Here is a 25,827-nt window from a genome sequence, read left to right on the forward strand (position 1 = left end):
TCCATTATACTCATTTAGTAAACCTTATTTTATGTAAAAAAGCAACTAGAAGTCTGTCCAACACATCGCTTTTTTTACAGACGGAGGGTCTTGGCCTTCTCTGTTGAAACCCCTGGCATGTCCGTTTGTTTTCTTCCCCCTCTATCTTTGGAAAAAAGGAAGAAGCGAAGGAGGACCTCCTTCGCTTTGACTGTATCCGCGAGGGCCGAGTTTAGCTCTGCCCCAACCCTCATAAACGCCGGAGAGAATCGATTGACTCTCTCTATTTATCGTATGTGCAAGTTTCCCTTCTGACACGGGGTGCCACCCAATTATTTATATAAAGGTTATGTGCACATGCCGCCGGACTTCCTCCCACATACGATATCGAATAGCGTATGATTCCAGAGGCCGATGCATGGGGGGAAGATCAATTGTGAAACCATCCACGTTTGTTGAATGGCTGAATGGAGCCATGGAAGGCGCGGACAGCAGCGATTGCAGACACATTATTCGGTTCAACGATGTCTCACATTATTCCGCATGCCTACGTCAAATAAAGCGCCTCAAGAAAAAAATGACCCGGTTGCAAGAAGTTCAACCGTTAAAAATCATCCACGCACTTTCGTGCAGCTTACACTCTCCTGAAATGTTGGCTGAGTTCCCTTTTATCCAATCCATTGAACCGGACACCCTTATGAGGGTTCATGCAGCAAAAGCAACAAAGTCGGCCCATGCTAACGGAAAATCAACAGATGAGTTCCAGAATATCCCTTGGGGTATAAGACATATTCGGGCTCCTCAAGCTTGGAGCAAGTCCAAGGGGGACCGCATTCACATCGGGGTCATCGATACCGGGGCCGATTACACGCATCCGGACTTACGTTACTGCCTGTCGCACGGAGTCAACTTATTGAACCGATATTTACTTCCTAATGATGACAACGGTCACGGCACGCATATCGCAGGAACGATTGCCGCATCCAGCCGCCAGCGTGGTATTACAGGCGTTGCACCACAAGCCTTAATCCATCCGGTAAAGGCGTTCGACCACCAAGGAAGCGCGTTCGTATCCGATATCATTAGCGGAATCGATTGGTGCGTAAAAAACCAAATTCAAATTATCAATATGAGCTTCGGGATGAAAACATACAGCAAGGCACTGGAATCCGCCGTACGCAACGCGTACGATTCGGGAGTTATAGTCGTTGCCTCCTCTGGGAACGAGGGCAAGAAAGCGGGAATCGACTATCCCGCCCGTCTTCGCCAAGTCATAGCTGTAGGAGCGACAACCCGGCGCGGTCAAATTGCACCCTTCAGCAACATAAGCAAAAAAATCGATATTTACGCGCCGGGCGAAAAAGTATATTCGACGTGGCTGAGAGGCAAGTATCATGAACTAAGCGGCACCTCAATGGCCACTTCCCATGTCACTGGAGTGATTGCGCTTATGCTTGCGCGAAAGCCTGGTTTAAAGCCGATGCAAGTGAAATCGATCATCAAGAAAAACGCCAAGCTCATTTTAAAGGCCCACAAAACAGGGGCCGGCATTAAAGAAATCAACGCGCTCAGGGCAGTAGGTGCGGTAACAAAAACGGTTACGGGTGGCAATTAATTATGCCGCACCGTAACCGTTTTTAAATGCTTTATGAGTTAAGCTTACTGTCGTAGGGCAATGGTAGCCTTCAGCCGAAAGGAACCCGACTTCTCCCCGGCTACATACAAATCATAGCTCCAATCGACTGTACCAAGGCCATCGGCCAGCTCCATGCTCAAGGAATTCGTTGTCGTATGCAGCTCAAGCGTACCCTGAGGCATCTCATAAACACCCCGGCAGGTTTGACCTTGAACAAATGTAAGTTCCGAGCGCACGTTCCCGTTGCGCAATAATCTTATTCGGTCCTGCTCCAGCTTGATTGTCGTCATCGTCCCCGACATTTCCGGGTCCGACTCCTCGTAACGCAAATAATAATGATTGCTCTTCTGGTATAAATCACCATCGACCCTCTGCTGAACGCGCTCGCCCTCTGAATAGCTTTCGATATTTACCGATACCGCCGTCTTCATATTTCCGCACCTCCTGCCACACGCAACAGTGTAACGAAACAGGGGGAACTTTTCAAGGACAGGTTATTGTTGTAATTGAAGGATGGCAACCCCATTTGGAGCCAGCTCCAACGAAGTACTTGCGGATTGGCCGCTTATAAGTTCAACGAAGACACCTTCGGAAAGCCCAATGTTGGCCGCCTGAGAATTATGGTTCAGCGCAAAGATATAGCGCTCTCCACTTGCCGCTGTGCGTACACTCAACTCAACTCCGGCAGGAGCCATCAAAGGAGCCTGCAGCTCCAAATCGGTCAAGAGGCCGCCGATGAACTGCTTAATGAAGCCAGCCTCAGGCTGTGTACCTACATAATAAGCCTTCCCTTCTCCGAACGAATGCTCCGTTATAGCCGGAGAGCCTGCAAAGAAATCCGTTGTAAAAGTTGCACGATCATTCGCGCCTTCCAAACGAATGAGATCTGCCCAAAGGCTGCAGCTGTACTCCCCGCTGCCGGATACGGCGATGCCGTTAGTTTGGCCCGGTATCATAGGGTCGAATTCTTCGACGCAAATGCCAAGCAGCTTGCGCAGAGGTGCCGGGTAACCGCCCAAATGGATACGATCATTCTCGTCAACCATTCCGCTGAAGAAGGTCGTAAGCAGCGTACCGCCATTAGTTACATACGATTCCAAGTTGGCAGCAACACCCGGTCCAACCATGTAGAGTGCTGGGGCCAGAACAAGCTTATAACCGCTTAAATCGGCATTAGGCTGCACAAAATCCACACCCACGTTATGCTCAAATAACGCCTGATAATACTGCTTGATTTGCTCAAGATAAAGAACATCACGGCTTGGCTTGGAGTCAAGCTCCAGCGCCCACCAGTTATGCCAATCAAAGACGATCGCTACCTTAGCCTCCACACGGGAATCTACAAGCGCATCCAGCTGCTTCAGCTCTTGACCAAGCTGCTCCACCTCGCGGTAAATGCGGCTGTTCTCGTCTCCCGTGTGCGTCACCATAGCGCCATGGAACTTCTCAGCACCGGCGCCAGATTGGCGCCATTGGAAGAACATGACACCATCCCCGCCGTGTGCAATCGTCTGATAGCTCCACAAACGCATAACGCCAGGACGCTTCAGGGGATTGTGCTGGCGCCAGTTCACTTGGCTTGTAACCTGCTCCATGAGAATAAAAGGCTGGCCACCCTTCATGCTGCGCATCAAATCATGCTGCATGGCAGCAAACACGGGGATCCCGGCCGTCGGCTCCGGATAGCTATCCCATGTAATGACGTCGATATGCTTGGCCCATTCAAACTGATCAAGCGGTTTGAAAGCCCCCATGAAGTTCGTCATGATCGGCAAATTCGGAGTGATCTCCTTCAAGATGCGCTGCTCACCCAAATAAGCATCCAACAAGCTGTCGGACATGAACCGCTTGTAATCAAGCTGCTGCCCTGGGTTGGCATAGGTGGGCGTTTTGCCGGGCAAGCCGATTTCATCCCATTCATAATATTTTTGGCTCCAGAAATTCGTTCCCCAACGGGCATTCAGCTCGTCAATCGTACCGTAGCGTTTCTCCAGCCATACTCGGAATTCCCGAGAGCACTCGTCGCAGAAGCATTGCGATATATGGCATGCATATTCATTGTTAATGTGCCACATGGCAAGCGCAGGATGCTCCTTGTACCGCTCAGCCAGCTTGCGGACCAAGCGTTGGCCATACAACCGGAAGGCCTTGCTGTTAGGGCAGTAATGTTGGCGCGAGCCTTGCGCATAACGAGCCCCGTTCTCATCCACTGGCAATGACTCCGGATGAAGCTTGGCCATCCATGCAGGCGGGGAAGCGGTAGCCGTAGCCAGGTCAGCCATTATGCCGTGCTCTGCCATTAAATCCATCAGACGATCCAGCCAAGCAAAGTCATACGTATCCGGGCCCGGCTGCAGTGCAGCCCAGCTGAAAATGCCGACACTGACCATATTAACGCCTGCTTTGTTCATCAGACGCATATCATCCTTCCATACTTCTTCAGGCCACTGCTCTGGATTGTAGTCCCCACCGTAAAACAAATGAGGCAGCTTAACATTTTTAGAAACGGGCATAACAAGAAACCTCCTCTAAAATAGGATCATATGCATAGGATACGTCCTCTCAAGGCACTATTTCAATCGGATCATTTTCTTGTTAATATGAGTATATTCATATCAGACTCTACTGGAAGCATAAGGCGGTGTTCCTACTCTTGGATTACAACATATTCGGCGTGATGACGGAGATGGATTTGCAATATCCGATCTATATTACGAATGCGGGCGGGTGGCGCAATCAGGAGCCCATGCACCGGGAGAAAGGCTTCCCGGACTATCAATGGATCCAGACAGTGAGCGGCGCGGGACAATTGGAGGTAGGCGGTAAGCAATATACGGTAAGCGAGGGCCAAGGCATGTTCTTGCTCCCTAATGAAAAGCATGGTTACGCTCCGATTCGGGAGCCCTGGACCGTAAAATGGATTACCTTCAACGGTGCCCATATGCCAGAGCTCTTGTCTTCGATGCATTTCGACACTTCCACCATCCTGTATTTAAGCAATCCGGATATGACCTTAAATAAAATCAACTCCATCGTCTCCATTCTGCAATCGGATGATCCATTACGAGGTGCAGAATGCTCTTCTCTGAGCTATCAGCTTCTGCTTGATCTATTTCTATATGCCTCCCGTTCGGAAGTCCGTACCAAAAGGCAGCACGCGGAGCAGCTCGCTCCGGCATTTCTATACATGGAGGCCCACTACCACGAGACCATTAGCTTGCAGCAGTTGGCTGACCAGCTTGGCGTCACGCCCCAGCACACCTGTCTCTTATTCCAACAGACACTCGGCATCCGCCCCTTTGCTTATCTGACCCGCTTCCGGCTGCGTAAAGCGAAGGAGCTGCTGCTGGAGCAACCGAATACAGAGGTTCGCGATATCGCTCGAAGCGTTGGCTATGAGGATAGCAGCTATTTCATCAAGCTGTTTAAAAAGCAGGAAGGTATTACCCCAAGCAGCTTTCGCAAAATTCACCGCCTAGTATAAAACAGCAACCTTTCCGCTTTGAAAAGCGTAAATACCATATATTCATGTTTTTCCAAAATAAGGAGCGGTGTGCAGTATGCGGTTAGTTTTTGAATATCATCAATCTACAAGCAACGATAACAGGTTCCCTTATTGGATACATGTCCATGCGGTCCTTATTCATAGCCGGTCTGACTCTCATTCCCTACATCTGTCCATGGAGGACGCCATATGACCTCCAAGCTGAGCAGAAGATCTTTTCTTAAAAAAACGATTTCAGGTTTCGCCCAGCTTGCCGTTCTGTCCGTGGGAGGATATAGTTACGCTCGCTACGCCGAACCCCGCTGGCTGCAAACGACCCATCTAACCTTAACGTTAAAAAGACTTCCGCCTGCATTTTCCGGTATGCGGATCGTCCAATTCAGCGACGTGCACCTTGGATTCCATTATTCAGCCGAACAGCTGGCTCACTTAGTGGACATAATCCAATCCCATGACCCCGATCTGATCTGCTTTACCGGCGACCTGTATGACTATGTCGTCTTAGAAGACTCTCCCGCCGTCATACAAGCCCTCTCCCGGTTAAAGGCGCCGCTTGGCAAAGGGGCTGTGCTGGGGAATCACGATTATTACGGCAAGGAGCCAAAAAAAATCACAAAAATTTTGTCCGACGGCGGCTTTCAAGTCCTTAACAACCAGTCCATCGCCCTTAATCGAGGCAAAGACTATGTATGGCTGAGCGGCGTAGAAGATATGTGGAACGGTCAGCCGGACATTAAGAAAGCGCTGAAATCCGTTCCTCCTAACGATTGCGTGCTGCTGCTGTCCCACTGCCCCGATTTTGCAGACATTGCCCTGGACTACCCGATCGATTTGCAGCTGTCCGGACATAGTCACGGCGGTCAAGTCCGCCTGCCCTTCTACGGCCACATCGTTACGCCTCAGTACGCCAAAAAATACGTCGACGGCTTGTATATATTGGGCGACGGCAAGCTGCAGGTATACACCAACCGGGGCATAGGCGTATCCCAGTACCCCGTCCGCTTTTACTGTCGTCCGGAACTGACGGTCATCACCCTGAACTCAGGGTAGGCATTATTGGTGAACTCATACAAAACAAAAAAGGCAGCTTTCTGCGCCAAAGCGACAGGAGCTGCCTTTCTATACAAAACGTCAATTATTTCACAAGTCCGAGCAAAATCTCTCTGATGAGCTTAGCTGCTACGATTTGCGTTTGCTCTGTCGGGTCGTATGCAGGAGCTACCTCCACTACATCAGCACCAACGACATTCAAGTTAGCCGCAGCCATAGCATGAATCGCCGCAAGAAGCTCCTTCGAAGTAATACCACCCGCTTCTGCCGTACCGGTACCCGGTGCGCAGGACGGGTCGAGCACGTCGATGTCGATCGTCAAGTAGATCGGACGTCCCGCCAATTCTGGAAGCACCTTTTTCAAAGGCTCCAGCACTTCGAATGGATGGAAATTAATATTCTCACGAGCATAACGGAATTCCTCGCGGGAGCCAGAACGAATACCGAACTGGTAAATGTTGCGTCCGCCCATTAATTCCGCCGCTTTGCGAAGCGGTGTGGAGTGCGACAACGGCTCGCCCTCGTACTGCTCGCGCAAATCTGCATGAGCGTCAAAGTGAACGATAGCCAGATCCGGGTACTTCGCGTACACCTCGCGGAATACAGGCCAGGAGCAAAGATGCTCCCCGCCAAGACCCAACGGGAATTTACCGTCGTTCAACAGTCCGCGAACGTACTCCCCAATGATATCCAGACTGCGCGCCGGGTTACCGAAAGGCAGCAGCAGATCGCCTGCATCAAAGTAAGTAATGTCTTCTAAACTTTTGTCCAGGTAAGGACTGTACTCTTCAAGGCCGATCGATACCTCGCGAATACGCGGAGGGCCAAAACGGGACCCTGGACGGAAGCTGACCGTATAGTCCATCGGCATTCCATAAATAACTGCACGGGATGCCTCATAATTATCGGAGCTTAAAATAAATACGTTGCCTGAATAAGCTTGATCCAAACGCATGCATGACACTTCCTTACTTAAGATATGGGTAATAATTACTTTGTAAGATCTTCAACGAACTTCGGCAATGCAAAAGCCGCTTTATGCAGTCGAGGCGTGTAGTACTTTGTCTCGATTTCCGGAATTTTGGTCTCATCAACTTCGAGCGGATCGTACTTTTTGCTGCCTAAAGTGAATGTCCACAAGCCGCTTGGGTAAGTCGGGATATTCGCGCAGTATACGCGTACGATAGGGAAGATTTCTTTTACATCGCGGTTTACCGTTTGGATAAGGTCAGCCTTGAACCAAGGGTTGTCCGTTTGTGCGACGAAAATACCGTCTTCTTTCAGAGCTTCAAAGATCCCTTGATAAAAACCGCGGGAGAACAGCTCAACCGCTGGTCCCACCGGTTCAGTGGAATCAACCATAATAACATCGTATGTATTTTTATGGTCATGAATGTGCATGTAGCCGTCGTTCACGATAACCTCTACACGAGGGTTGTCCAGCTGGCCTGCAATTTCCGGCAAATATTTTTTGGAATACTCGATGACTTTGCCGTCGATCTCAACGAGAACTGCTTTCTCAACTTCAGGGTGCTTCAGCACTTCGCGAATAACGCCACCGTCGCCGCCACCCACAACAAGTACATGCTTTGGATTCGGGTGCGTATACAGCGCAGGATGCGCCACCATTTCGTGATAGACAAACTCGTCCTTCACGGTTGTCATAACCATGCCGTCCAATACAAGCATGCGTCCGAACTCTTCTGTATCGATCATAGCGAGATCTTGAAAATCGGTTTTCTCCGTTACAAGTGTCTCACGAATTTTTGCTGTAATCCCAAAGCTTTCGGTTTGTTTCTCTGTGTACCATAATTCCATTATCAATTCACCCTTCTTTCATAATCATAACGGATATTTACACATATTACTGAGCATTATTCCCAAATGAAAACGGGCCGATTTACTGCGCCAACTACTGCTTGTTTTGCGTCAAATTGTATTATAGTGTATCCACCCAAAAATGCAAATACGAACAGGGCTAAATTCACAATGTTTAAAAAAATTAACGTAGATCGTTCATTCTTTGAATAGGGGTTTCTATGTTTTTCCATAATGGAATGTAGAGACACTCTAAACATGATAACGAAAGGATGGATGATCGTGTCCGACGCGCAAAAAAACAACCCGGCAGACCAAGACGAATTCCGTTGGTTCCGGAAGCTTAAATCGGCTACTTCACTCGTTTTCTCCACACTTCTTTTGAGTACGGCCGTCATCTTCATCCTGCTCTTATATATGCGTTCGCAAGCCTTGCCCGTTTCGAAAATGGGACCGTCGACCGAAATGTACGATATGCATGGTGAAGTGTTGGAAACCTTGAACGGCGGAAAAAACAGGCAGGAGGTTGCTATTGAGGATATTTCGCCTTATTTGGTAGAAGCGACTCTGGCCATCGAGGACCGTAATTTCTACAATCACTACGGCTTTGATATCCGAGGAATCGCTCGCGCAGCTGTCGTTAACCTTCAACATATGGCCAAGGTGCAAGGGGCCGGTACGATTACGCAGCAATTGGCCCGGAACTTGTATTTGTCCCACGAGCGCACATGGTCAAGAAAGCTGAAGGAAACGTACTATGCCGTACAAATGGAGCTTCACATGACCAAAGATGAAATACTGGATGAATATTTGAATCAAATTTATTACGGGCATTCCACTTATGGCATTCAAGCGGCATCCAAGCTGTTTTTTGGCAAAGACGCCAAAGATTTGACGCTTGGGGAAAGCGCGATGCTGGCCGGCATTCCGAAAGGCCCGCGTTATTATTCGCCCTACTACGATATGAAGAGCGCAAGGGATCGGCAGGAGACCGTGCTCCAAACGATGGTGACAGCAGGCATCATCAATCAAGGACAGGCCGATCAAGCGGCCAAGGAACAGTTGACGATACTGCCGCTTATGCCACGTAAACCGGCGATTGCAGGTTACTTCCGTGATTATGTACGCAGCGTGGCTACAGAGCAGCTTGGCATCACCGAGGATCAATTCGATGACGGAGGCTTGAAAATCTATACAACGCTCGATATGAATACACAAAGAGTGGCTGAAGAAGCTGTAACCTCCCAATTGGAGCCCTATGTTGAGATGCAGGCTGCCCTGGTAGCCATAGATCCTCGTAACGGCTACGTTAAGGCTATGGTCGGCGGCCGCAATTACAGTGAAAATCAATATAACCGGGCATTATCCAACACTCGGCAGCCAGGGTCATCCTTCAAACCGATTATGTATGTAACCGCGCTTCAGCAGAAGCAGTATACTGCGATAACCCGTTTTAAGAGCGAGCCTACGACGTTCAGCTACGACAGCGGAAAACAGACTTACACGCCAAGCAACTTCAATAATAAATATTTCGACTGGATCGATCTCAGGCAGGCGATCGCGAAGTCAGACAATATTTTTGCCGTCCATACCATTCTTGATGTAGGTCCAGAGAACGTCATTGCCATGGCACGGAAAATGGGCATCAACAGCCCTATGAAGCCTCTTCCCTCGCTAGCGCTAGGCACGTTTCCGGTCAGTCCGTATGAGATGGCGTCCGCGTTCGGTATTTTTGCCAATCAAGGCGTTAGGGTGGAGCCTACCGTAATTACTCGAATTGAGGACAGCTACGGCAGGATTATGTATCAAGCTAATCCGGCTAAGGAAACCGTTATCCCTCCGGCTTACACCTACGTGATGACACAGCTCATGGAGGGCGTGTTCGAGACGGGCGGTACCGGTAACCGCGTCTCCTCCGTGCTGAAGCGGCCTGTTGCCGGCAAAACGGGTACAACCAATACGGACGCCTGGCTGGTCGGCTATACGCCGGAGCTGTCTACAGCCGTCTGGGTCGGCTATGATAAGGACCGGAACATCAATGCAGTTGAATCGCATCTGGCCGCCCCTATCTTTGCAGAGTTCACAGAGCGTGCGCTCGAATCGGTACCGCCGAAGCTGTTTGCGATACCCGAAGGAGTGGCGAACGTATATATTGATCCGGTGACAGGGAAACTGGCTAACGACGATTGTCCGAACTCGAGGATGGAGGCCTTCGTCCAAGGAACAGAACCCACCAGCTACTGCACGGAACAGAAGAAGGAACCTACGAAACCAATCAAACCGAAGGGCAACGGCACGTGGTGGGAAGATTTGAAACGTTGGTGGAACGATTAATCAAAGTAAGCCGCATCAATACGGTGCGGCTTTTGATGTTTTCCACAGTGCGTTTTCCATATAATTACACGGTAATTATGCTATACTGTGTAGACATCCTGCGACGATTACAAAGAAGTTATCGAACGAATCAAAGTTCATCCATGTGATGCAATCTGAAATCTTCATAGGAGGTCACGCATGAACCATCCGTTCTCCCTCACCGCAGTAAGCACCGTTACAAATCGCCTGAAGGACGCAAATATTCATTATGCTTCTGGCGGAAGCGGTCTTTTATACAGTCTGGGCCTCACAGAGCAAGTTCGGGATTGGGACATAACAACCGACGCACCCATTGAGGCTGTGGTTAACGCTCTGCAAGGAATTCACTGGACCCAAGCTCTTAGCGGGGATTATCCTTTTGCAAGCAGCTATCGAATTTCAATTCTTCATAATACGCTGCCTATCGATCTGATCGGCAGCTTCGCTATTTATTCGGAGGCCGGATTATGCCGGCTCCCATCTCACTCCGCCGCAGTATGGGAGCAAATCCCCATGGGAAGCCCTGAAATATGGGCCGTCGCTTATTCATTGATGAATCGCCAAGACAAGGCGTTTAAATTATTCGCCTACCTTCAAGCACATGGCGCCAATCACGAGCGAATTCATCAGCTTTTGCAAGAGCCGCTGCCGAAGCCGCTACAAAGCAAGCTCCTAACTTTATTACCCTCCTCTGAATGATACGGTATATGTTAGTCTGAAGTCAGAAACTTTTGCACATGCTTTTGCGTTATATGATAAACAAGTTAAACTTTCCAATGGGGTTATATGAGAACTTATTTGCCATAGATAAGGTTGGGAAATGATGAAGCTAAAACGGATGCTTCTCGGGGTCATCCTTCTGATCACAGCCCCACTGCTCTGCTTATTCCTTATTAACAGTATTGTAAAATCCGCAGCATCCCCTTACATCGTCAGCGTCGCAGACGCTCCTCAGGCTGAGGCTATTCTCGTTCTGGGCGCGAGAGTGTATCCGAACGACTCGGTGTCCAGCATGCTCGGAGATCGGCTGGATGTTGGCTTAGAGCTGAGAGCTGCAGGAAAATCGGATCGGTTCATTGTCAGTGGCGATCATGGGCAGACAGACTACGACGAAGTGAATACGATGCGGCGTTACTTGGAACAGCGGAATGTAGCGCCCCAAAACATATTTATGGATCATGCCGGATTCAGTACGTATGAAAGCTTGTACAGAGCTAAAGATATTTTCAAAGCACATAAAATCGTTATCGTCACTCAGCAGTATCACTTGATGCGCGCGGTCTATACCGCACGCCAAATGGGGTTAGACGCTTACGGCGTTGCCTCGGATAAGCAGCAATACGCGGGCATGCCCCGCTATGAGATGCGCGAGGTGCTCGCGAGGAATAAAGACTTTGTTTACGTTCATTTATTGAAACCAAAGCCGACGTATTTGGGCGAGTCCATCCCGGTGAATTCCTCTGACGGAAGGTTGACTTCGGACGGCAAACCATAGCCAAAGCAGCAGGAAAGGTAAACCTATGAAACTACATGCAACAGAAGTTCATATTCGCCCTCTGGCTTTATCCGATGCAGAAGCCATGCTCCGGCTTCGGGTAGAGAATCGGGAATACCACCGCCCCTTCGAGCCGATCCGGCCTGACGACCATTTCACACTCGCATTCCAGGAGGAACAAATTCGTACGAGCCTTGTTAGCGCACAAAACGATACAAGCTACAGCTTCGGGATCTTTATTAATGAAAGCGAGCAGATGATCGGTCGCGTCAACCTCTCCTCAGTATTTCGGGGACCATGGCAAAACGCCAATATTGGGTATTATTTAGATAAAGGGCATACAGGCAAAGGCTATACAACAGAAGCAGTACAGCTTGCTGTACAGTGTGCATTCACTCACTTGAAGCTGCATCGCGTACAAGGAGCAGTAATGCCCCGTAATCTTCCTTCCATCCGCGTTCTGGAGAAAGCCGGGTTCCGTTACGAGGGCTTAGCACGAAACTACCTGCATATTCATGGTGTATGGGAGGATCATAATATTTATGCAATCACCTGTGAGGAACGGCATCATTATCTTCCTTAATTTCAGGTAGCCAGGAGGGCTGCATAGTGCAAAAAATAGCTGTCATATCCGATATTCACGGCAATATTCCGGCTCTCGATGCAGTGCTTGAGGACATACGGCAACGAGGAGTTACGGCCATTTACTGTTTGGGAGATTTGGTCGGCACAGGCCCTCAACCAGCCGAAGCTGTCGATAAAATCAAGGAACTGTGTCCTGTCGTTGTCATGGGCAACTGGGACCATCTTTTGACCAAACCAAGTCAGGATGAGGTCCTTCTGTGGCATCAGCGTCGGCTTGGAGAACAGCGTCTCCAGTGGCTCGAGAACCTCCCGTTTTCATACGATTTTATAATGAGCGGCAAAAAGATTAGGTTATTTCACGCTTCACCCTTCAGTGTATATACGCGAATTCAGCCGTGGGATTCGTTGGAGAGCAGACTCACCATGTTCCAAAATACCGATAAGACGGGGGAGCCGAACGGCTCTGACCTGCCTGATGTCGTTGGTTATGGGGACATACACAACGCCTATTCTCAAAATCTGCGTGGAAGAACGCTGTTCAACACAGGCAGCGTAGGCAATCCTCTCGATATACCGCAAGCCTCCTATGCCATATTGGAAGGGCATCTTGACAGTCCTGTTCCTGCAGCCTTTTCCATCCAGCTTGTGCGTGTTCCTTACGATATTGAGCTTGCCGTTCGGTTGGCGGAGCAAGAAAACATACCACTTCTTGAACCTTACAGCCGCGAGCTTCGCACGGGACGATACCGAGGCTTGAAGGATTAATTGCATCCATTTTTTCCAACACAAAAAGGCAGACCGAGGTCTGCCTTTTTGCTGTCCTAGTATATGTTGCATATACTGAGCATTAGTATACATCGTTCTCACGGACTTATTCAATGGAAGTCACATAATGTACATATTTTTATGCCAGCGCTTCCTTCAGCGTATCGTCGGAGTTTTCCCACATTTCAGGGTTGTGCTCCATCAGCAATTTTCTTAAAGCAGCTTTCTCCCGATCGCCTAAGTTTTCCAGCAAAATACGGCGTTTTAAAGCAGAATCCATCCGATTGACATGCTCGGCTAATATTTTCCACCCACGTCTCGCCTCAGGATCAACCGACATTTCGCAGGACGTAACGCCGGCATAATAGGAGCCGGTTTCTCTACGGTCTGCCGCAACCCACACGATCCAGCACGTACGTCCGTTTGGTACATCTTCTTTATTCGTAGAGAATTTGATCCCCTTCTCCACCTTGCTCTTCGCATGCAAGGCACCCATATCCAGATAAGCCTCGTCGCCATCAATAATGACGCTGGATAGTTGACTAAGATCGATGGATCCTGCGCCGAAGCCGCGATGCTCCACTTTGCCGCTTACGATATTAAGAGAATTTAACTTCTTCGGCTTTTCCGCCGCTTGGTCTTTATTTATATCCATTAATGGCACCATCCATTTTTATAAGATATCGTTACTCGTTCTTTCTTATTTTAGCTAAAATGACCCTCCCATTTCCACTAAAAACGAAAAAATATTGAAATGACAGTTTACAAGCCTAGGAAAGCCGTAAAAATTTCTTTTGCAAACAGCAGAAATAATCCTCGTCCCACAAACATATACATGCTGTAGATGCTTGTCAACGGGGTGAAAATAGATGAAAAATATTATCGGCAACCGACTCGCGCAATGGTGTCTTCTAGTTGTCCTTACCAGCGGAGCAACATTTGCAAGCCAAGCCCTGCCGGTTGGCAGCCTTCCGGCGCAAATTCCTTTCTCTCTAGCCGACCTGCGAGAGGGTGCGGAACTATTGGGCTCGCTGGCACCGAATCCCGTCCCCATGACCTCCTCATCCTTGAAGGGAGAGCCCGACTTTCAGTCGTATCAATTTGATCTGTCTCAAGCAGACGGTTCCTCGCTGGGACTTCAGCTGCAGCCGCTGGCCAAGCCTGTGTCCGCACGAATGAACGAGCCGACGACTCCAGCGCCTCCCAGTCTGCCGGCCAAGCCTATCGAGAAGCCAGCTCCACAGCCGCTCAGCTCTCGCATTGTTGAGTACCATATGAATGTGGAGCTCGATGCTCAGAAGAAGCAGATTGCCGGCACGCAAACAATGACCTGGCAAAATCCGGGCAATCAGCCGGTACAAGAGCTTTACTTCCATTTGTATCCCAACGCATTCAACTCCAAAAAAACAACGTTCATGAAAGAATCCGGCGGCAAGCTGCGTGAAGACAAAAGCAAAGACAACAATACCGGCAGCATGGACATTAGCAGCATCAAAACCATGGAAGGCGAGGAGCTCGTCTCCAAAATGGAATATGTTCAGCCGGATGACGGAAACAAGGACGATCGCACCTTAATGAAAATCACGCTGCCCAAAGCGATCCATCCGGGAGAACGAATCACGCTGAAGACCCTATTCTCTGTCCAACTCCCCGCTGTATTCGCCAGAATGGGGTATGCCGACGACTTCGTTATGGCCGGACAGTGGTTCCCCAAAATCGCCGTTTATGAACCCGCCGGTACAAGAGGCCGTAAAGCCGAGGGCTGGAATTTGCACCAATACCATGGCAACTCGGAATTTTATGCGGATTTCGGTATTTTCGATGTTCGCATTAAGGTGCCTACAAGCTACACTGTAGCAGCTACTGGCTTTCCTACGAAACCGCCGGCCGATGACGGGAAAACAAAAACGTACTCCTTCTATTCAGATGATGTGCATGATTTCGCCTGGGCGGCTTCCCCTAACTTCATTTATTATGAAGAACCCTACGCGACACAACAAATACCAGGAGTCCGCATCAAGCTGTATCTCGATCCTAAACACGAAGCACTCAAGAGCCGTTATATGACTGCGGCGAAAAAGGCTTTAGCAAGGTTCTCCCAATGGTATGGCACCTATCCTTACTCCACCCTGTCGATCGTCATTCCTCCGGAAAATGGAAACGGAGCAGGCGGGATGGAATATCCGACCCTTGTTACTGGATGGGGTGCAGCTGACGATCAGCCGGACTTGGAGCTAGAACGAGTCATCGTTCACGAGATCGGGCATCAATTCTGGTATGGCATGGTCGCTAACAACGAGTTCGAGGAAGCTTGGCTGGACGAAGGCTTTACCTCCTACGCTGAAGATAAGCTGATGGAGCTAGAATACGGCGTCAAACCGAATCTGCTCGTTGAATCCAGCTATATGACCTCTCCCGAAGCGCTCAAGCAGGATTCGTGGAGCTACCGGGGCCATAGTGAATATGCGGAAAATGTTTATATTCGGGCCAAGCTGGTGCTTAAATCGATTGAACAGCAAATAGGCCGCGATACGATGGACCGTGTGATGAAGACGTATTTCCAGCGGTGGAAATTCAAGCACCCAACAACTTCCGATTTCCAAAAGGTACTGGAGGATGTGACCAAAACCAGCTGGGCGGGTTTCTTCGATCAATATATTTATAACGGACTGATGGTCGACTATTCCGTTACCGGCATTCAAACCAAAAGCATTGTCCAGGACGGACAGCCCTTGTATGAAAATTTGGTGCGAATCCAAAAGCTTGGCGGCACCTATCCAACGGTTCCTATTCGCTTCCACTTCGCTGACGGCTCACAAATCGATAAAACTTGGGATGGAATCGATTCCGACGTCCAGTTCAAGCTGAACCATACAGCACCTTTGGATTATGCCTCTATTGATCCACAACATTCCATCGTGCTGGAAAACAAACGAATCAACAGCTTTATGAAAACCGACGTGGACAGCAAGCTGTCGATTCGTTGGAATGTGGGTGTCGTCAAATTAATCGAGACCTTGTTCGGCTGGGTCGCGTGGTGAGGTGAATAAGCTCCAATGTTGAAAATAATAAAAAACGGCTGGACCCTAGCCTGGAACCAACCTTTTACGGTATGTACGCTATTTATTTACAATTTGCTATGGGGATTGGCACTATTCGATATGATTCATTCCATAGTCTTTCCCCTGCTCCGCCGCTATCCAGGCAAAGAGCTGTCCCGTGAAGCGGTGCAGCTGTTCTGGGTGGAGGGACACTTCCAAATCACGAAGACCGATCTGCTTCATTCCTACATCGGCTGGGGGATCGGGCTGCTGCTCGCGCGCATGCTGCTCACTCCACTGCTGAATGCAGGCGTGTACTATTCTCTCAAGCATACCGAATTAAATGCAGGCTATCGCTTCGTTCAAGGTATGCGGAAGCTGGCACTGCCCTTCTTCGGCTACTACCTTGCACAGATGGCTCTACAGCTTGGACCACTGTATTGGCTGGTCCCCAAAGCGACCCAACTATACGGAAAGCAGGTTACCCTCTACGGGGCTGCACAGGACATACTGCCGTTATTGGGCGCCTATCTCGCCTATATGTTCATCCTGCAAACCTTATTCATGTACCTGCAATTCGGGAAAGTATCCGGCAAATCTCCATTTTTCTCAGTTTCGATATTGCTGCGGAACGTTCTGCCGGTGCTCCTGCTCGCTATCATTGTCATGCTGATCGGCCTGCTCATTACAGCTGCGGTTATGACTTCCACCATGATCTGGGCCGGGTTCCTCGCTCTTCTCGGCTTCCAAGCCTACCGCTTCGTTCATATGTTCTGCAAAATGTGGGAGATTACAACCCAATACGCCTTATGGAGCGCCAAAAGCGAGTAACCTTACTAGATTGCCCACATCTTCATGCCATCCATTACAAAGAAAACCGTCCACTTCCATTGGAAGCTGCGACGGTTTTCTTTGCGTGATTGATTATATTTCTGCTTTATATCTTTCCATCCCATGTCAGATAACAGATTTTTTCCATAAAGTCAATAGCACTCATCCGAGAGCGGATCCACTACAGAAAGTAATGCTGGATTTCAAAGCAAAAACAAATGTCAAACGAATCATGAATTTGTCGAATTATGTATTTATATTAACGATCACAAACTACATAGAGGTCAAAATGCATCAATGAAAACCTTTGCATTTTCTAATTTTCGTGAAAAAATAAAAAAAATATCAAAATAACCTTTATAATTGTGAATTTTTTTTGACAGCAGGAGGAAAAAGGCATTTTTGATCGAATTCTTGTAGTCGTAACAAAAAAACGTACATATTGCCGAATTTCCACGCAATGGAAAACGGGGGATCCAAAACCCGGGTGAATTGATCTCGCAACAGAGTGATCATAGGGAGCCTTCAACCGAACCCTTAAGCTAACCTCGTAGGCACCGGAAGGGGAAAATTTCCTTTGAAAAAGTTTTTAGGTTTTGCCGTTTCTGTGGCACTGTTTTGCAGCATTCAAGTAGGAAGCGCTTTTGCGGAAACGCCGCTAAGTCAAGCCGTGAACGAAGAGCTGGGAGCTCCTTACAAATGGGCAGGCACTACTGCCAAAGGCTTCGATTGCTCTGGCTACACTTCCTTCGTCTTCGCAAAATTCGATATCGATTTGCCTCATACGTCTAAAGGACAAGCAGGAATCGGTACAACAGTGTCCCAAGATGAGCTTCGCCCAGGCGATCTCGTGTTCTATAACACGGATGGCAAAGGAATCTCGCATGTAGGTATTTTTGTTGGTGACGGAAAGTTCTACCACTCCGCCACGAACCAAGGTGTGACAGTGACTAAGCTTAGCGACTCGTACTATACGAAACGCTTTGTCACTGCGAAACGCATTCTGTCGGACGACCAGTTCCAACAACTGATGACCGACAACAAATAGAAACATTTTATTTGAACTTTCTTTTTGAAGCCCTCAGCGTTTGATCCGCAACGTCTCCAGCGTTCGGACCAACCTGCAGGGCTCTCTTTCTTCTATACGAATGTTTAACCTAAAAGGTTGCAAATGAAACGTTTTCATTAAGGTTCCAATTGTATCCAGATGGAGGGGGATGTAACCCATGATTCTGTTTGTGCACCGCAAGGATCTGCGGGTGGACGACCTCCCCGCATTTGATTATATAAGCGAACGGCGCAAGCCGAGCTTGCATGTGCTGATCCTCGACCCGTTCATACTGAAGCATGAACGATACCGCGAGCACAGCGGCAAGAACTTCCTGCAGCATGTAGCGCGGCTGCAGCGGCTATACCGTGCAGCGGGCCGAAGGCTGCACGTGCTGTACGGCGAGCCCACCAAGGTGGTGAGCGGGCTGCTGTCGTCGCATTCGGTGGAGGAGCTCGTGTTCCACGAGGACTACACGCCTTATGCGACGCATCGGGACCGTGAGCTGCGCGAAGCCGCTCATGAGGCAGGCGTGGCCGTCACCGCGTTCGGCGAGCAGTCGCTTGCGGACCCGCGCGACTTCCAGCGCTGGAGCGGCCGCAGCGAGCCGTACAAGATGTTCACGCCGTTTTACCGGAAGTGGAGCGAGTACTTGCTCCACTTCTACCGGCCGGCGTTCGCCGCGCATGTGCGGGAGCTCGCCCAAGCGGAGCTCGCTGAGGGCGCAGCCGACGCCTATGCGCTGCCGCCCGAGCTCGCGGCGTGCCTTGCCGACGACGTGGAAGCCGCGCACGGAGGCGGATCGGGCGCGGCAGCGATCGATCCGTACCGCGTGCTGGGCGGCTTCCTCGCGGAGCGACTCGGCGGCTACGCCGACGGGCGCGACCGCTACGCGGACGAAGCGACAAGTCGGCTCAGCCGCCACTTGAACGTCGGCGCCTTGTCTGTGCGCGCCGTATACGAAGCGCTGCTTGAGTACCCGCAACGCGAGGCCTGGCTGCGCCAGCTTGCTTGGCGCGATTTTTATATTTACCAAGCACGGTTCGACGCCGACTTTTTCCGATACGAGATGCGTTACGATCTTTCTAAGCTGGATAGCCATCATTTTCAAGCATGGTGTGAGGCGCGGACCGGTATCCCCATTGTGGACGCAGCTATGACTGAGCTGAATGCGACAGGCTGGATGCCTAATCGTCTGAGGATGATCACCGCCATGTTTCTCACCAAAAATTTGCTCTGCCCCTTTACTTATGGAGAGCATTATTTCCGCTGTAAGCTGGCCGACTACGATAATACATTGAATCGCGGAGGTTGGCTTTGGTGCGCCTCGCTCGGCTTCGACGCGGCTCCTTACTTCCGTATTATGAATCCCGTGACGCAGTCGCAAACGCATGATCCGGAAGGTAACTATATCCGAAGATGGCTGCCCGAGCTGGCCTCTTTGTCCAATCAAGCGATCCACCTTCCTCAGCCCCATGCCATCGTAGATTTAAAAACGTCGAGGGCGCAGGCCATCGACGTCTACCGAACGATATTGAAGAACGAATAGAGCGGCCACCAGGCTGCTCTTAATCTATTGAGCGCCGCACTCCCTCGATGAATGTTATCCCCGACTCTTTACAGCCTTAGCCAGCGCTTGCAGCAGCGCCTTTATTTCCTCCACCGTTGCCTCGTCCGTAAATTCCCCCTGCTCGTTCAGTTTTTTGTATATCAACGGAATGCTTAGCTGCCCACCATCAAACAATTTTGCCGTCATCATCTGAAGGGTCAATACCAATGATGCATGTGCAACCTTCCCACCTGTAGCCAATGGCGAGGCGCTAATAATAGCCGTCGGTTTATCCAGAAACTCCCCTGAGGACACAATCCAATCTAAAGCGTTCTTCAAAACCCCTGGAACACCGTTCGCATATTCAGGGGTACAAAGAATCACTCCATCGGCCTCCTGAAGCGACTTCCGCCACTCGATAACCGAAGCTGGCGGCTCGTCCCCATCCAGATCAGGATTAAAATGCGGAAGCTCCCCTATCCCTTCGAATAGCTGTATCTCCATTCCCTCTGCTGCCAAAGCTGCAGCTGCCTGCAGCAATTTCGTATTGGAGGAAACCTTGCGTAAGCTGCCAGATACCGCTGCGATTCTCATCCCGCTTCACCCTTCCTTATCTTAAATAACTACCATTATACAACGACAGTGGAATGAAATCCTTAACACTCCCAAACCACATCCGGCTTCTTACTCTTTAGATCTATTTTTGTGAAAATAACTCCAGATAAGGAATATTGTGATTATAATCACATATAAAACTACGAGCACACGTTACAATAAGGCCATCCAATATATTCCACAGTTTGAAATTGCTTTTCACCTATTAAGGAGGTTGGTTCTATGAGTAAAAATGAAATCATGATACCCGAAAATCCCGTATCCCACTTTTTATTCAGCAGTACAAGAGCAGGTTGGATATGGTTAATCATCCGGCTATATGTTGGCTACACATGGGTTACATCGGGTTGGGGTAAAGTGACTAACCCTGCATGGACCGGGGATAAAGCAGGAACCGCTCTGCAAGGGTTCATTAAGGGAGCCTTGGCTAAAGCGGAGGCAGGTAAGGACGTAACGAGCTGGTACGCGGGCTTTCTGGAAAATATCGTATTGCCCAATGCTAAAGTTTTCGGGTTCTTCGTCGCTTTTGGCGAGCTGCTGGTAGGCCTTGGTCTAATCTTAGGATTGTTAACAGGAATTGCCGCCTTCTTCGGCGGCATCATGAACGCCAGCTTCTTATTCGCGGGAACGTTGAGCACGAATCCGATCCTGTTTATTCTGGCCACATGGCTGGTGCTTGCTTGGAAAAATGCAGGCTGGTACGGGCTGGATCGTTGGGCACTGCCATTTCTCGGAACACCTTGGGGACGTAAACCGTCTTCCGATAGCTTCAAGACAACGCCGCTATAAGCTATAAACATAGGTTTCTCTACAAATGAAGTCCCGTCTCCATCTCATGAGGCGGGACTCTTGGTCTCTGAAAGAATCGTTATTCCCATCATCAGCTGTATTCTGTTATTCTGCTTCCTCCCTGTCATCATGCACACGCGGTTCCGAATTCACCCAGGACGTTTCAAGAGAATCTTTAAGAATGCGACTGACAAGCGCTAATTCTTCACTTTCATATTTTTGAAGAAACTGTATCGCGTTGCGTTCTATTTGTTGGTGCATCGCATGATGCAGCTCGAAAAGCTCTTTTCCGAGAGGAGTTGTAACAAACAAAATTTCTTTTTTATTATTAGGCAAAAACTCGGATTGAATTAGCTTCCTTCCCATCAGCCTGCGCGTGATTTTGGACACACTTCCTTTAGGAATACCGAAGGTCTTGGAGATGGTAATCCCATTTACAGGCTCCAAACGTCCAACCGCATCGACGACATGAAGCTCCATCACGGTCATATCCTTCAAAAGCTTTTGTAATGCCAAATTGGTGCAATGCTGAAGAAGCCAGCGATGCTCCTCGTCATCCTCCGCTTGTATACGCTTGCCGATTTGCTCGACTAGCTCCATAACTTGTGTAATCAACTTCCCCTTGTTGGCTTCCTCTGTAAAATAACGGCTGTTTCCCATAAAGTCACCCTTGGACTGCAATTTTTTCTTCAGTATAACAGCAACTAACATTAAAATAAAGTTTCCTCGAAACAATATTGACATCCATTCCATTCCTTTGTTATTATTGTTTCCAAGAAACAATATATGTACTTGAGGAGTGATTCCTATGAAAGCCGTCCGAATTCATACCTATGGCGGTCCAGAACTCATGCAATTTGAAGATATTTCCCCTTTGACTCCAGGGCCTGATGAAGTGCTTGTTCGTATTCACGCTGCCTCGATTAATTTTCTTGATGTTCAACATCGCCGCGGCGAGCTGGTCAACCAACCCTTTTATAAGAATCAAGGCGGGCTAGTATCCGAGCTTCCATTAACACTTGGTAGTCAAGGGGTAGGCGAAGTGGAGATGCTTGGACCCGGCTGTCCAACTCATCTAAAAACGGGAGACCGGGTATTGTGCTTCGGTGGAACCGGTACCTATGCGACTCATACGGTGACCAAGGCTGACCGAGTCATGCGGATTCCAGACGAGCTCGATTGGAATCAATCGGCTGCCGGCATCACGCAAGGGTTTCTGGCCTATGTTTTCACTCACAAGGCTTACCCCATTCATCCGGGCGACTGGTGCCTGATTCAAGCCGCCGCTGGAGGCTTAGGGGTTCTATTGGTTCAGATGGCTAAACTGCGGGGCGGGCGTGTTATAGGAGTAACCTCAACAGAAGAAAAAGGCGACATTGCCCGTCAGTATGGAGCGGATGAAGTGATTATTTCAAGCAAAGCAGATATTGCACAAGAAGCAAGAAAGATCACAGAAGGGCGTGGAGTTCATGTCGTTTACGACGGAGTCGGAAAAGATACATTCGAAGCCAACCTCGACAGCCTCGGGCTTGGCGGCTATTTGATTATTTACGGTCAAGCTAGCGGCTTCATCCCTCCAGTTGATCTGATGACTCTTCAGGAAAAAGGCTCCTTATTCATTACCCGGACCAATGGAATGCCATATCGTCAATTTTGGCCTGAATTCATGCAGCTCCTGACAGAATGGATTAAAGAAGGAAAAATGAGGATCCCTACGGAAGTCTACTCGATGGCGGAAGCCGCTCAGGCACACGCTCGTTTTGATCAGCGTATGAATTCCGGTCGAATGGTGCTTATCCCTTAACTATAATCAGCTCTGAGGGAGGCATACCCTACTTGCCTATATAGCGTATTCCCCGGAAAACAGGTTTCTCAACAGACTTAAACCATCCTTAGGGGATGGCTTAAGTTTTACTATTTATTAAGTCGATCCATTAGCCCATCAGCTCGAGCTCTACGGAATCAAAATGATCTTTCCGGTGCTTTGCCGGCTCTCCAGCAGCCTGTGCGCATCTGCCCCTTCACTTAACGGAAAGATCTTAGATGGCTCCAGTCTGATGCGCCCTTCACGAATCCAGGCAAATAAATCATTGGCTCGGCGTACCCTGTCCGCCAGCGTCGTTACATGATTCCACAAATCTCCGCCTGTTAGCGTTTTGGAGGTATCCATTAGCATCCGAGGGTCGACAAAAGCTGGATCCCCCCTGCCATACCGAAGAAAACAACAGTACCTTTCGTCCTAACCGATTCAAAGCTGTCCATTAGCGTAGAGCCGATCGAATCATAGGCGACCGTAAGTCCTCTTCCTTCGGAAGACCAGCGCTTGGCCGTCTGCACCCAGTTGCTGTCGTAGAGCAGCACCTCATCGGCTCCTGCCTCTAGGGCAATCTCGCGTTTGGCCGGCGATGAGGTGAGCCCGAGCACTCTCGAGCCATTCAGCTTGGCAAGCTGAATGAGAAGCTGGCCTACACCTCCAGCGGCGGCATGGACCAATACTTCGTCGCCAGGCTGCAGTCTGTAGCTGTCCCGGGTTAAATAATGTGCCGTCATCCCCTGCAGCAGGACGGAAGCGGCCGTTTCAAAGCTTATGTCTTCCGGCAAAGGAATGGCTTTCTCGATTGGCACCTGCACTAGCTCTGCATTCGCATAAGGCACATCGGCAAAGGCAATACGATCCCCCGGTTTGAGCTGCGTTACACCCGGTGCTACCTGTTCTACAACCCCTGCACCTTCATAACCAAGGATGTACGGCGGCTCCCCCGCTAAATGATAGTTGCCCCGTCTACGGTAAATATCCGCAAAATTCAATCCTACTGCTTTCATCCTTACCAGAATCGTTGAAGGTATTAACTGCGGCGCCGGCACCTCCGTATAGCGGAGAACCTCTGGTCCGCCAAACTGTTCAAATATTAATGCTTTCATGTTGAGCCACCTCGGAAGTTATCAGGATGTTATAAAGATTCGTGAATCATTACTATACTCTTCTTCGAGCAACAAATCATTCATCATCGATTATTTGGTTTAAACCATCTTTTTCTCCCTACATGACAATCTTTACAAACCGTCCTAAGAACTAGGAATCTATGATACACTGAAAAAGATGACTAGAAAGCTGTAAGGAGATAGATGATGAAACTGGTATCCTGGAACGTCAATGGCCTACGGGCTTGTGTGAACAAAGGATTTTATGACTACTTCAAGCAATGCGAAGCAGATATTTTTTGTGTACAGGAAACAAAGCTTCAGGAAGGGCAAATCAGCTTGGAGTTGGAAGGCTCGTACCATCAATACTGGAATCATGCTATTAAAAAAGGTTATTCCGGGACGGCCGTCTTCACCAAAATAAAGCCGCTTTCCGTACGATATGGCATTGAAGAGGATCAAGAGTACGAAGGAAGGATCATTACGCTGGAGTTCGAAGCTTTTTATCTCGTCAATGTATATACTCCTAATGCTCGGCGTGACCTGTCCAGATTGGAGTACAGGCTGGAGTGGGAGGAAAGATTTCGCACTTACCTTCAACAGTTGGACTCTAATAAGCCTGTCATTGTTTGCGGGGATCTGAACGTTGCCCATCAAGAAATTGACTTAAAGAATCCAAAATCGAATCAGAACAACTCCGGCTTCACTCCGGAAGAACGGGACAAAATGACTCAGCTGCTGGGCGCTGGATTTGTTGATACTTTCCGACATTTCTATCCTGAGCGGACGGATATGTATAGCTGGTGGTCCTACATGCCTAAGGTGAGGGAACGGAACGTGGGGTGGCGAATTGATTATTTCCTTGCTTCGTCCAGACTGAGTCCCTTTCTAGCCGATGCACAAATTGATACGGAAATAATCGGCAGTGATCATTGCCCGGTGATTCTAACGGTTTCAGAAATTAGTGAATAAGAGAAGGAACCGTATGAGCTTACAGCTCGCTTTTATTAAGTGCTCTATAAGCTCATACGATTCTCTCTAGTATTGAACATACCTATCTCCAGCCTTTCGAATCGACTGTCCCGCAAATCTTGAGCACAAGCCTCCAACCTTACACCCGACTTCACCTCTGGACTCTTCACCTCCCTCCCTGTCACCCAAAGATCACACTGGCCGATAGGTTACGCCAACTACTCCATTACTGTAAGCCTTCGAGTCCACTAGCTTGAGATTTACTTGCTTCAAATCGTCAAATAGCCTTGTACCTGAGCCCACTACGACCGGACAAATATTAAGGGTGAGCTCATCCAACAGCCCCTCACGCAGCAGCGAACGTACCAAGGTTGGGCTGCCAGGGATCTGAATGTTTTTGCCGGGACTCAGCTTAAGCTTCGCAAGCTCCTCAAATAGACCTCCCTTAATCAAGATAGCAGGCTGCCACTCGAGCCTATCCAAAGTATGGGACACCACATATTTGGGAGAGTTATTCAAGAAGTTAGCCATCGGGATATCGTTGCTTTGAAGCTGCCAATACTGAGCCAAAAGTGAGTAGGTGTGCGAACCAACCAATACCGTGTCTGCTTGAGCTACACCAACCGCTATCCGCTCCATTATTTCTTGATTCGTCCATTTATGGGGCGAGCTTTCAGGGGAGTCCACTACGCCATCCAACGAGAGAAAAAGTCCTGCCACAACCTTTCTAGACTGGCTCTCTCCTTGATCTTCCTTTATTGAGTTCATACTTATTCTTATTCCTCCCTTAGGTTAGTTTTTGCTCCCAACATTATTATAAGTTTTATATTGATTATAAAACACAATGCCAAAAAAGGCTGTGATAAGTGCCT

Annotated in this window: 23 protein-coding genes, 1 pseudogene and 1 riboswitch; of the genes and pseudogenes, 15 read left to right on the forward strand and 9 right to left on the reverse strand. The window is 49.0% G+C overall.

The features are described from left to right. The first annotated feature begins 397 nt into the window (after nucleotides 1–397). Nucleotides 398–1,594 (forward strand): S8 family peptidase, encoded by a 1,197-nt coding sequence (locus tag QMA13_RS34670; protein ID WP_282938244.1) that lies wholly within the window; start codon nucleotides 398–400, stop codon nucleotides 1,592–1,594. 44 nt (nucleotides 1,595–1,638) lie between these two features. On the opposite strand, the gene QMA13_RS34675 is transcribed toward QMA13_RS34670, so the two are convergent. Both QMA13_RS34675 and QMA13_RS34680 read right to left on the reverse strand, forming a co-directional pair. Beyond that, a complete protein-coding gene (locus QMA13_RS34675) occupies nucleotides 1,639–2,046 on the reverse strand; it encodes a YwiB family protein (RefSeq protein ID WP_282938245.1) in 408 nt (135 codons plus the stop codon). 63 nt (nucleotides 2,047–2,109) lie between these two features. Beyond that, nucleotides 2,110–4,128 carry a beta-galactosidase gene (locus QMA13_RS34680; RefSeq protein WP_282938246.1) on the reverse strand — a complete coding sequence of 673 codons (2,019 nt, stop codon included), beginning with the start codon at nucleotides 4,126–4,128 and terminating at the stop codon, nucleotides 2,110–2,112. 140 nt (nucleotides 4,129–4,268) lie between these two features. On the opposite strand from QMA13_RS34680, the gene QMA13_RS34685 reads away from it, so the two are divergent. Continuing rightward, complete coding sequence (locus QMA13_RS34685) at nucleotides 4,269–5,099, forward strand: AraC family transcriptional regulator (RefSeq protein ID WP_282938247.1); 831 nt, start codon at nucleotides 4,269–4,271, stop codon at nucleotides 5,097–5,099. Between the two features lie 384 nt (nucleotides 5,100–5,483). Beyond that, nucleotides 5,484–6,170, forward strand: coding sequence for a metallophosphoesterase (locus tag QMA13_RS34690; protein ID WP_282938248.1), 687 nt, complete (start codon nucleotides 5,484–5,486; stop codon nucleotides 6,168–6,170). An 85-nt stretch (nucleotides 6,171–6,255) separates the two neighbouring features. On the opposite strand, the gene speB is transcribed toward QMA13_RS34690, so the two are convergent. Next, nucleotides 6,256–7,125: an agmatinase gene (gene speB, locus QMA13_RS34695; RefSeq protein WP_282938250.1), complete on the reverse strand. Its 870-nt coding sequence runs from the start codon at nucleotides 7,123–7,125 to the stop codon at nucleotides 6,256–6,258. 35 nt (nucleotides 7,126–7,160) lie between these two features. Next, complete coding sequence (gene speE / locus QMA13_RS34700; protein WP_282938251.1) at nucleotides 7,161–7,988, reverse strand: polyamine aminopropyltransferase; 828 nt, start codon at nucleotides 7,986–7,988, stop codon at nucleotides 7,161–7,163. A 258-nt stretch (nucleotides 7,989–8,246) separates the two neighbouring features. Here speE and QMA13_RS34705 point away from each other — a divergent pair, with 258 nt between their 5' ends. From QMA13_RS34705 to QMA13_RS34725, 5 genes are all read left to right on the forward strand, one after another. Continuing rightward, nucleotides 8,247–10,322 (forward strand): transglycosylase domain-containing protein, encoded by a 2,076-nt coding sequence (locus QMA13_RS34705; RefSeq protein WP_481858074.1) that lies wholly within the window; start codon nucleotides 8,247–8,249, stop codon nucleotides 10,320–10,322. Nucleotides 10,323–10,502: 180 nt separating this feature from the next. Next, entirely contained in the window at nucleotides 10,503–11,042 is a 540-nt protein-coding gene (locus QMA13_RS34710) for a hypothetical protein (protein WP_282938252.1), read from the forward strand. A gap of 121 nt (nucleotides 11,043–11,163) precedes the next feature. After that, the gene (locus tag QMA13_RS34715) at nucleotides 11,164–11,838 is read left to right on the forward strand and encodes a SanA/YdcF family protein (RefSeq protein WP_282938254.1); all 675 of its coding nucleotides are present in this window, start codon (nucleotides 11,164–11,166) and stop codon (nucleotides 11,836–11,838) included. Nucleotides 11,839–11,863: 25 nt separating this feature from the next. Continuing rightward, nucleotides 11,864–12,421 (forward strand): GNAT family N-acetyltransferase, encoded by a 558-nt coding sequence (locus QMA13_RS34720; RefSeq protein WP_282938255.1) that lies wholly within the window; start codon nucleotides 11,864–11,866, stop codon nucleotides 12,419–12,421. A gap of 26 nt (nucleotides 12,422–12,447) precedes the next feature. After that, entirely contained in the window at nucleotides 12,448–13,188 is a 741-nt protein-coding gene (locus QMA13_RS34725) for a metallophosphoesterase family protein (RefSeq protein ID WP_282938257.1), read from the forward strand. Between the two features lie 139 nt (nucleotides 13,189–13,327). Here the strand turns inward: QMA13_RS34725 and QMA13_RS34730 are convergent, their stop codons facing one another. Beyond that, nucleotides 13,328–13,843: a YwhD family protein gene (locus tag QMA13_RS34730; protein ID WP_282938259.1), complete on the reverse strand. Its 516-nt coding sequence runs from the start codon at nucleotides 13,841–13,843 to the stop codon at nucleotides 13,328–13,330. A gap of 214 nt (nucleotides 13,844–14,057) precedes the next feature. Here QMA13_RS34730 and QMA13_RS34735 point away from each other — a divergent pair, with 214 nt between their 5' ends. The 4 genes from QMA13_RS34735 to QMA13_RS34750 all read left to right on the forward strand — a co-directional run bounded on the left by QMA13_RS34735 (nucleotide 14,058) and on the right by QMA13_RS34750 (nucleotide 19,657). Then, nucleotides 14,058–16,229 (forward strand): M1 family metallopeptidase, encoded by a 2,172-nt coding sequence (locus tag QMA13_RS34735; RefSeq protein WP_282938260.1) that lies wholly within the window; start codon nucleotides 14,058–14,060, stop codon nucleotides 16,227–16,229. 15 nt (nucleotides 16,230–16,244) lie between these two features. Continuing rightward, complete coding sequence (locus tag QMA13_RS34740; protein ID WP_282938261.1) at nucleotides 16,245–17,060, forward strand: hypothetical protein; 816 nt, start codon at nucleotides 16,245–16,247, stop codon at nucleotides 17,058–17,060. Nucleotides 17,061–17,493: 433 nt separating this feature from the next. Beyond that, nucleotides 17,494–17,632: riboswitch (cyclic di-AMP (ydaO/yuaA leader) on the forward strand. Between the two features lie 5 nt (nucleotides 17,633–17,637). Next, nucleotides 17,638–18,108, forward strand: coding sequence for a C40 family peptidase (locus QMA13_RS34745; protein WP_282938262.1), 471 nt, complete (start codon nucleotides 17,638–17,640; stop codon nucleotides 18,106–18,108). 178 nt (nucleotides 18,109–18,286) lie between these two features. Further along, nucleotides 18,287–19,657 carry a cryptochrome/photolyase family protein gene (locus tag QMA13_RS34750; protein WP_282938264.1) on the forward strand — a complete coding sequence of 457 codons (1,371 nt, stop codon included), beginning with the start codon at nucleotides 18,287–18,289 and terminating at the stop codon, nucleotides 19,655–19,657. 54 nt (nucleotides 19,658–19,711) lie between these two features. On the opposite strand, the gene QMA13_RS34755 is transcribed toward QMA13_RS34750, so the two are convergent. Then, on the reverse strand, nucleotides 19,712–20,251 hold the full coding sequence (locus QMA13_RS34755) for an NADPH-dependent FMN reductase (RefSeq protein WP_282938266.1): 540 nt from the start codon (nucleotides 20,249–20,251) through the stop codon (nucleotides 19,712–19,714). 243 nt (nucleotides 20,252–20,494) lie between these two features. Between QMA13_RS34755 and QMA13_RS34760 the strand changes: the two genes are divergently transcribed. Continuing rightward, on the forward strand, nucleotides 20,495–21,061 hold the full coding sequence (locus QMA13_RS34760; protein ID WP_282938268.1) for a DoxX family membrane protein: 567 nt from the start codon (nucleotides 20,495–20,497) through the stop codon (nucleotides 21,059–21,061). A gap of 105 nt (nucleotides 21,062–21,166) precedes the next feature. Here QMA13_RS34760 and QMA13_RS34765 read toward each other — a convergent pair whose 3' ends face one another. Further along, entirely contained in the window at nucleotides 21,167–21,772 is a 606-nt protein-coding gene (locus tag QMA13_RS34765) for a helix-turn-helix domain-containing protein (RefSeq protein ID WP_282938270.1), read from the reverse strand. Nucleotides 21,773–21,869: 97 nt separating this feature from the next. On the opposite strand from QMA13_RS34765, the gene QMA13_RS34770 reads away from it, so the two are divergent. After that, nucleotides 21,870–22,865 carry a quinone oxidoreductase family protein gene (locus QMA13_RS34770; protein ID WP_282938272.1) on the forward strand — a complete coding sequence of 332 codons (996 nt, stop codon included), beginning with the start codon at nucleotides 21,870–21,872 and terminating at the stop codon, nucleotides 22,863–22,865. A 150-nt stretch (nucleotides 22,866–23,015) separates the two neighbouring features. On the opposite strand, the pseudogene QMA13_RS34775 reads toward QMA13_RS34770, so the two are convergent. Further along, nucleotides 23,016–23,983: pseudogene (locus QMA13_RS34775) on the reverse strand (quinone oxidoreductase family protein). A gap of 207 nt (nucleotides 23,984–24,190) precedes the next feature. Here QMA13_RS34775 and QMA13_RS34780 point away from each other — a divergent pair. Continuing rightward, on the forward strand, nucleotides 24,191–24,955 hold the full coding sequence (locus tag QMA13_RS34780; RefSeq protein WP_282943686.1) for an exodeoxyribonuclease III: 765 nt from the start codon (nucleotides 24,191–24,193) through the stop codon (nucleotides 24,953–24,955). Nucleotides 24,956–25,147: 192 nt separating this feature from the next. Here the strand turns inward: QMA13_RS34780 and QMA13_RS34785 are convergent, their stop codons facing one another. Beyond that, nucleotides 25,148–25,723 carry a dihydrofolate reductase family protein gene (locus QMA13_RS34785; RefSeq protein WP_282938274.1) on the reverse strand — a complete coding sequence of 192 codons (576 nt, stop codon included), beginning with the start codon at nucleotides 25,721–25,723 and terminating at the stop codon, nucleotides 25,148–25,150. Nucleotides 25,724–25,827 lie beyond the last annotated feature (104 nt).

Origin of the sequence: Paenibacillus sp. RC67 (assembly GCF_030020805.1) — a bacterium.
GTDB lineage: Bacteria > Bacillota > Bacilli > Paenibacillales > NBRC-103111 > Paenibacillus_S.